Genomic DNA, 6,558 nt, shown 5'->3' with positions numbered 1-6,558 from the left:
GCGTGGGCGGCGGCCCCGGCGGCGGCCCCAGCCAATCGGCTTTTTCCGGCGCCGCCCTGTCCACCCTTAGCCAAGCCGATCAATTCGTCAAAAAACGTAGAAAACTGGTTGGCGGGGATGCGGACAAAAATACCCTCATGGGCGGCGGTGCCGGCGATGCTTCCGAGATAAAGCTGGCTTCCAACATCAATCTGTTCCTTAACGCCGACTACCGGGAACTGGACCGCCGCCAGACCCTCTTCGAACAAGGCTACCGATCCAACCAAAAAGGCTTTACCTTGGGGCTGGACATCATGCCGACCGATTGGCTGTTGGCCGGTCTGGCTTTCAATTATTCGCATTGGCGCGGCGACCAGCTTGCCGGCGGCGGATTCGAAACCGACTCTTACGGCCCCACCGTATATGCATCGCTGTTCCCCTGGCAAGGCTTCTTCGCCGACGTATCGTTCCAATACCTCGGCAAGCAAGGCTCCAATCATAATCAGCGCAATTATACCCGCGAAGATAACGCCAGCTTTGGTGGCGCCATTACCGGTACCCCGGGCGCGGACCAATACGAAGGCAATTTGGCGGCCGGCTACGATTATGCCGTCGGCGGCTTGACCATCGGGCCGCGCGCCAGCGTCCGCTACAGGCGCGCGGACATGGACAGCTATGTCGAACAAGGCAATTCCGGGCTGGAACTGCGCTTTATGCGGGACAGTCTGACCTCGATACAATCCAGCGTCGGCGCTCAAGCCTCATACGCGATCGGCACGGCTTGGGGCGTGCTGGTGCCGCAACTGAACGCCGATTGGACGCACGAATACGACAACGGCCAACGCTCGATTTTTGTGCAGTTCGCCCAGGACAACCGCCCCGTTCCCACTACCTTCAGCTTTCAAACCGACAGACCGGACCGCGATTTCTTTCATTTGGGTACCGGCCTGGTTGCCGTGCTGCCCAACGGCTGGCAGGCTTTCGCCAATTTCGAAACCCTGCTCGGACACGCCTATTTCGATAATTACGTCGGCACGGTGGGTTTCCGGCTGGGCTTGTGAATCGCCCGGGCATCAATACGCGCCGCCGAACCGCAACATATTGCCGGGCGCGGTGATCGCCGCTACCAGGCCGGCTTAGCGTAGCGTAACCCGACGCCGTCAAACCGCCATTGGCGCGGTCAGCGGCGGGTGGTGCCGGTAGCCTTCCAGGCGGAAGTCGCCCGGCTCCACCTTTTCCAGCCATTCCGGCTGGTATTGGCCGGTTATCGCGTAGTCGGGTATGCGGTCGGCAATCACCAGTTTGGGGCTTGGAAACGGCTCGCGGGCCAATTGTTCGCGCAGCATGTCCAGGTGATTTTCGTAGATATGGGCGTCGCCGATGAAATAGGTGAACCAGCGCGGCGCATAGCCGGTCAGGCGGCCCACCAAATGCAGCAAGGCGGCGCCTTCCGCCAGATTGAACGGCGCGCCCAAGCCGATGTCGTTGGAGCGGATGTACAGGCACAGCGAAATTTCCCGCTCGGTCGGGTTGACCAGAAACTGGTACAGCAAATGACAGGGCGGCAGCGCCATTTCCTCCAGTTGCGCCCAATTCCAGCCATGAAACAGGATACGGCGGCTGCCGGGGTCGCCGATGATGGTGTCCAGGCACTGGCGCAACTGGTCTATGGCTTTGTACAGCAACACGCCGCGGCCGCCGTTTTCTTCGACAAACCCAAGCCGCCGGTATCCTTGCGCCAGCGCATCGGCAAGCTGCGCCGAACCTTGCGGCTGGTCCGGGTCGATCAGTTTGTAGGCCGGCCATTGCCGCCATTGCACGCCGTAAACGGGGCCGAGGTCGTCTTCTTGCAAGCGGTAGGGATTGGCCAGCCACTGCCGGTTTTGGTTGGCGTTTTGATCCCAGACCTTGCAGCCCAAGCCGCGAAACTCGGCGGCGCTACGGGAAGCGCGCAGAAAGCCGATCATTTCGCCTATCGCCGATTTGAAGGCCAGCTTTTTGCTGGTGACGGCGGGAAAGCCTTGTTGCAGGTCGAAACGCAGCGTGGCGCCGGGCAGGCTGATGCTGCGAATGCCGGTACGGTTCTGCTGCCAGGCGCCGTGATCGATAATATTTTGTACCAAATCCAGATATTGTTTCATCAGGCCGGCCTTTCAGTACGTTTAAAAGCTTGGGGCATGTTCGGGCTTACCACATCAAATCGTCGGGAATCCGGAAATCCGCGTAAGGATCGTCGGCGGCGGCAACATCCTGGGTGGCTTGGTTGAGCACCACCACGCTGTCGGCGTCGCGGGCCTCGATTTTGCGGGCGATTTCCGCCGGCACGATTTCGTAGCCCTGTTCCAGTTTGACGATGCCGGCCCGGCCGTTGATCAGCGCTTCGCGAACCTTGTCCGCTACATAAACAGCTTTGACTTTGTTGTCGTGGTTGAATTGATAGGCGATACCATTGGCCTCCTGCGCTATCCGGTTCAGCAGGGCGATTTGCTTGATTTGCGCGGCCAGGGCTTTTTGTTCCTCGGCCTGTTTGCGCTGGCGGTTCAACTCCCGGTCGCGTTCGATCTGCTGCTGGCGGGCCTGCTCGGCGCTGAGTTTAATGTCGTCGACGATTTCGACGCCGTTGTTGCGCTGTAATTTGTCCTGTTTACGTTTTTCGGCCTTGACTTGTTTGACTTTGGCTTCGCTGGTCAGGCCGGATTTCAACAATTGGGCTTGCAGGGGATTGAGTTGCGGTTTTTTCATGGTGTCAGTCGTCGTGAATCAAATAGGGCGTCATCGCTTCCCAGTCTATGTCGAGTCCGGGTATTACCGCTACCGGCGTGCGGCCTTCCAGTTTAAAAATATCCGGTTTGCCGTATTCGCCGTTTTGCAAGCGATACACGGTGAGAATACGGTCGGTCGGATGCACCAGCCAGTATTCCAGCACGCCATGGCGCTCGTAAATGCGGCGTTTTTCGATCTGGTCGCGGCTGGCGGAGGCAGGCGAGAGCACTTCCACCACCCAATCCGGCGCGCCGCGCACGCCGCGTCTGTCCAGTTTGTCCGGATCGCAGACCACCAATACGTCGGGTTGCACCACCACGTCGGTTGCCTCGTCGGCCTCGCCATGGCGCGGCAGGCGCACATCCAGCGGGGCAATCATGGCCCGGCAAGGTTTGCCGTGCAGTGCGTTTGCGGCTTGTCGGAAAATTTCGCCGGCCACATCCTGATGCGTCAACAGCGGCGCCGGCGTCATCATGAATACCTCGCCATCGATGATTTCGCAGCGCACATCGTCGGGCCAAGTCAGGTAGTCCTTATAGGTGTAATGTTTGTCTTTTTCCAGTGCAAAAGCCATAGCGGAGCCTCCAGGATCAACGTTTGCGCAAGCATAGCACAAGCGATTATTGTCCCAACAGTTTACCGCTGGCGTATTTCTGCCACCAACTTAACGGGCGGGTGATCGGCGTCGGGCAGCGGTCGTAGCCTTGATATTCGATGCCGCGGAACACCTCGTTGCGCAGCCATTGATAGGCGGCAGGGGAGCTGTCCCGCAGGCGTTCCGGAATTAAAATGTATTGAGCCACCAGTTCGGCCAGTTTTTCCTGGACGTTGCCGTCGTAGCGGCCGTCGTTGACTTCGTACAGATATTCGAAGGCTTCGAACCATTTCGACGGCCACAGGGCCAGCTTGGCATCGGCAATGATTTTCATGATCTGTTCGTCGTTGGAAATCTTGTGGTATTTGTAGAAAAAATACAGGTCGTCGCTGCCGTTCCAGAAATGAAAGTTATCGATGGTGTGGGCAATTTCGTGCACCACGATGGGCAGGCGAAAATCCACCAGATATTGCACGTCGATGTCCCGGTAGGAGGCGCCTTCCTTACCCTTGTCGAATTCCTTCACGGTAAACACGATTAAATTCTGGCCGCTGAATACCTGAGCCACTGTTTGCGAGCGAAAACCGACGCCGGGCACCAACGTCAGCGGATGGGTGTGGTCTTGCCAGATACTGGTGTTGTAATCTTCCTGAAAGGCGTCGTGTATCAGCTCTTGTATGGCGCTGGGTTTGTCGGCGATTTCCTTGTCCAGATTTTCCAGCGGTTTGGCCTTGCTAATGCTTTGCCGTAAAAAAGCCGGGATCTTGCGGATGGCTTTTTCGAAGATGCGGATATGGTCGGCTTCGAAACGCTTGACTTGATAGCGGTAATCCTCGCTGTGCTTGATCACGGTTTTGGTGTCGTAAAACAGCGCCAGGGTTCGCCAGGCAGCGTCTTTATCGTCCCAATATTTTTCCAGCACGCACAAATCCGCCGAAACCTGTTTTCGGCAATCGTCTTTATAAGCGGCCAAATCCGCCAGATGCTCCGAGTCGGTATGGTCGGTCAATACCGCTACCGCTTGTTGGCGCAGATTCGGGTGATTGTTTTCGTAGAAACGAATGATGTCCGCCAGCCGCTCGCTGGGAAGGAATTGCTGCTCGCTGGTGGCGCACAGTAGCTCGGTACCGGTCGACAGCGTAAAAAAACGGTTTTGAAACAAGGCTTCCGGCCCCGGCGTTGCCGCCGGCGCGGACAGGCTGCACAGGAGCAAACCGGCGGCCCATAAAGGTCGTGGACGGTTCAAGCCTTATTTATCCAGGCCCATGGCGTCCCAGGTATCTTCCATAAACGTTTTTTCCTTGTAATCGGCCACCGGGATGCCGTTGGGATAATTCAGTTTAAACACCCGCTCGGTATCGGCGGCCAGATCGTCCATGCCCAGCTTGGTATAGGCTTCCTGCATGATGACCAAGGCATGCGGCACCGCCGGGGTGCGCTGGTATTCCTTGATAATGTGATTGGCCCGGTTTACGGCCGCCACATAGGCCTTGCGGCGCAGGTAAAAATCGGCGACGTGCACTTCGTACATGCCCAGATTGTTGCGCAAAGCCACCATGCGCAGGCGGGCATCCGGCACGTATTTGCTTTGCGGGAAACGCTGGATCAATTCCTGGAAATTATCGTAGGAATCCTTGGCATTGCCGGGATCGCGCTGCGAGGAATCGGTGGGTAAAAACCGGTCGATAAAACCGATGCCGCGATTGTAATTGACCAAGCCTTTCAGATAATAGGCATAATCGACGTTGGGGCTTCTGGGGTGAACTTTGATAAAGCGGTCGATGGCGGCCAGCGCGGCTTCCGGGTCGTCGTTTTTATAATACGCGTAGGCCACGTTCAATTGCGCCTGGGCGGCATAATCGCCGAACGGATAGCGGGCCTCCAGCGCTTCGTAAAGCGTGATGGCCTTTTGGTAGTTTTTATTGTCCAGCGCTTCCTTGGCTTGCTGGTGGAATTTGGCGTCGTCCCAGCCGACGTATTCGTCCTCCTTGGCGGAATTGTCCTTTTTGCTGAAAATATCCAAACTTTCGCAACCCGGCAAAAAGCCGGCCAAACTGGCGATAAAAACGGTTTTTACTAAAAGTAATCGCATAGAAAAGACAACACGTTGTAATATTGTGAGTTTTTTGCGGCCAAAGCCAACAGCAAAGCCGCGAGTATATCTTAAAAACGACTATGACGATATTAACCGAACGGGTTCCCGAACAGCTGGCCGGCATGCGCCTGGACCAGTGTCTGGCGGAGATATTTCCCGACTACTCCCGCAGCAAGCTGCAAACCTGGCTTAAAGACGGCCGGGTACTGGTCGACGGCGAGCAACGCAAGGGCCGCGAAAAAATGGACGGCGGCGAGGAAATAGAGCTGGATGCCGAAGCCGAGCAGGTGGTGGAATACGACGCCGAAGACATTCCGCTGGACATCGTTTACGAAGACGAGTCGCTGTTGATCGTCAACAAACCGGCCGGCTTGGTGGTACACCCGGCGGTGGGCAACTGGACCGGTACCTTGGTGAATGCCTTGCTGAACCATGTGCCCAGCCTGGATACCTTGCCCCGGGCCGGCATCGTGCACCGCATCGACAAGGATACCAGCGGCCTGTTGATGGTGGCGAAAACCTTGCAGGCCCACCACAATCTGGTCGAGCAATTGCAGGAGCGCACCATTCACCGCGAATATCTGGCCTTGGTGAAAGGCTGGATGACCGCCGGCGGTAGCGTCGACCAACCGATAGGCCGCCACCCGGTGGACCGCAAACGCAACGCGGTACGCCGGGACGGCAAGGAAGCGGTGACCCATTACCGTCTGGAGCAGCGCTTCAAGCGCCATACCCTGATCCGGGTCAAACTGGAAACCGGCCGCACCCATCAGATTCGGGTGCACATGGCGCATATCAATTATCCGCTGGTCGGCGATCAAACCTACGGCGGCCGGTTTCAAATGCCGGCCGATTGCAATCCGGCGCTGGCCGAAGCCTTGCGCAATTTCAAACGCCAAGCCCTGCACGCCACCAAACTGGGGCTGGAACATCCGGAAACCGGCGAATACATGGAATGGGAACAAGCCATGCCGGCAGACATGCAAAACCTGATCAAGCTGTTGGCGGAAAATGAACTGGATCCAGCCTGACTGGCCGTTGCCCGCGCGGGTGCATGCCGCCACCACTTTGCGTAGCGGCGGCGTCAGCACCGGCGGGTACGCCAGCCTGAATCCGGCCGGCCACG

7 protein-coding genes are annotated in these 6,558 nt (G+C 57.5%); 2 read left to right on the top strand and 5 right to left on the bottom strand.

What is annotated here, in order from left to right:
- A partial coding sequence (locus NP596_RS19120; protein WP_256617000.1) for an autotransporter outer membrane beta-barrel domain-containing protein occupies positions 1–1,040 on the top strand: 1,040 nt, incomplete at its 5' end.
- Between the two features lie 99 nt (positions 1,041–1,139).
- On the opposite strand, the gene NP596_RS19115 is transcribed toward NP596_RS19120, so the two are convergent.
- Genes NP596_RS19115 through NP596_RS19095 form a run of 5 tightly spaced genes read right to left on the bottom strand, consistent with a single transcriptional unit; the run spans position 1,140 to position 5,429 of the window.
- Positions 1,140–2,120 (bottom strand): thymidylate synthase, encoded by a 981-nt coding sequence (locus NP596_RS19115; RefSeq protein WP_256616999.1) that lies wholly within the window; start codon positions 2,118–2,120, stop codon positions 1,140–1,142.
- A gap of 46 nt (positions 2,121–2,166) precedes the next feature.
- The gene (locus NP596_RS19110; protein ID WP_256616998.1) at positions 2,167–2,721 is read right to left on the bottom strand and encodes a DUF2058 domain-containing protein; all 555 of its coding nucleotides are present in this window, start codon (positions 2,719–2,721) and stop codon (positions 2,167–2,169) included.
- Between the two features lie 4 nt (positions 2,722–2,725).
- Positions 2,726–3,316 carry a Uma2 family endonuclease gene (locus NP596_RS19105; protein ID WP_256616997.1) on the bottom strand — a complete coding sequence of 197 codons (591 nt, stop codon included), beginning with the start codon at positions 3,314–3,316 and terminating at the stop codon, positions 2,726–2,728.
- Between the two features lie 46 nt (positions 3,317–3,362).
- Positions 3,363–4,583 (bottom strand): hypothetical protein, encoded by a 1,221-nt coding sequence (locus NP596_RS19100; RefSeq protein ID WP_256616996.1) that lies wholly within the window; start codon positions 4,581–4,583, stop codon positions 3,363–3,365.
- Positions 4,584–4,586: 3 nt separating this feature from the next.
- Positions 4,587–5,429: an outer membrane protein assembly factor BamD gene (locus NP596_RS19095; protein WP_256616995.1), complete on the bottom strand. Its 843-nt coding sequence runs from the start codon at positions 5,427–5,429 to the stop codon at positions 4,587–4,589.
- An 83-nt stretch (positions 5,430–5,512) separates the two neighbouring features.
- Here NP596_RS19095 and rluD point away from each other — a divergent pair, with 83 nt between their 5' ends.
- The gene (gene rluD, locus NP596_RS19090) at positions 5,513–6,463 is read left to right on the top strand and encodes a 23S rRNA pseudouridine(1911/1915/1917) synthase RluD (RefSeq protein ID WP_256616994.1); all 951 of its coding nucleotides are present in this window, start codon (positions 5,513–5,515) and stop codon (positions 6,461–6,463) included.
- The last annotated feature ends 95 nt before the right edge of the window (positions 6,464–6,558 follow it).

Origin of the sequence: Methylomonas rivi (genome assembly GCF_024505165.1) — a bacterium.
Lineage (GTDB): Bacteria > Pseudomonadota > Gammaproteobacteria > Methylococcales > Methylomonadaceae > Methylomonas > Methylomonas rivi.
Note: the sequence above shows the minus strand (reverse complement) of the source record. Positions and strands in the feature narration are given on the sequence as shown.

What these genes read in the sequence shown, in the direction of transcription:
- NP596_RS19115 (WP_256616999.1), bottom strand. Translation starts at nt 2,120, where the DNA reads ATGAAACAATATCTGGATTTGGTACAAAATATTATCGATCACGGCGCC.
- rluD (WP_256616994.1), top strand. Translation starts at nt 5,513, where the DNA reads ATGACGATATTAACCGAACGGGTTCCCGAACAGCTGGCCGGCATGCGC.
- NP596_RS19095 (WP_256616995.1), bottom strand. Translation starts at nt 5,429, where the DNA reads ATGCGATTACTTTTAGTAAAAACCGTTTTTATCGCCAGTTTGGCCGGC.
- NP596_RS19105 (WP_256616997.1), bottom strand. Translation starts at nt 3,316, where the DNA reads ATGGCTTTTGCACTGGAAAAAGACAAACATTACACCTATAAGGACTAC.
- NP596_RS19110 (WP_256616998.1), bottom strand. Translation starts at nt 2,721, where the DNA reads ATGAAAAAACCGCAACTCAATCCCCTGCAAGCCCAATTGTTGAAATCC.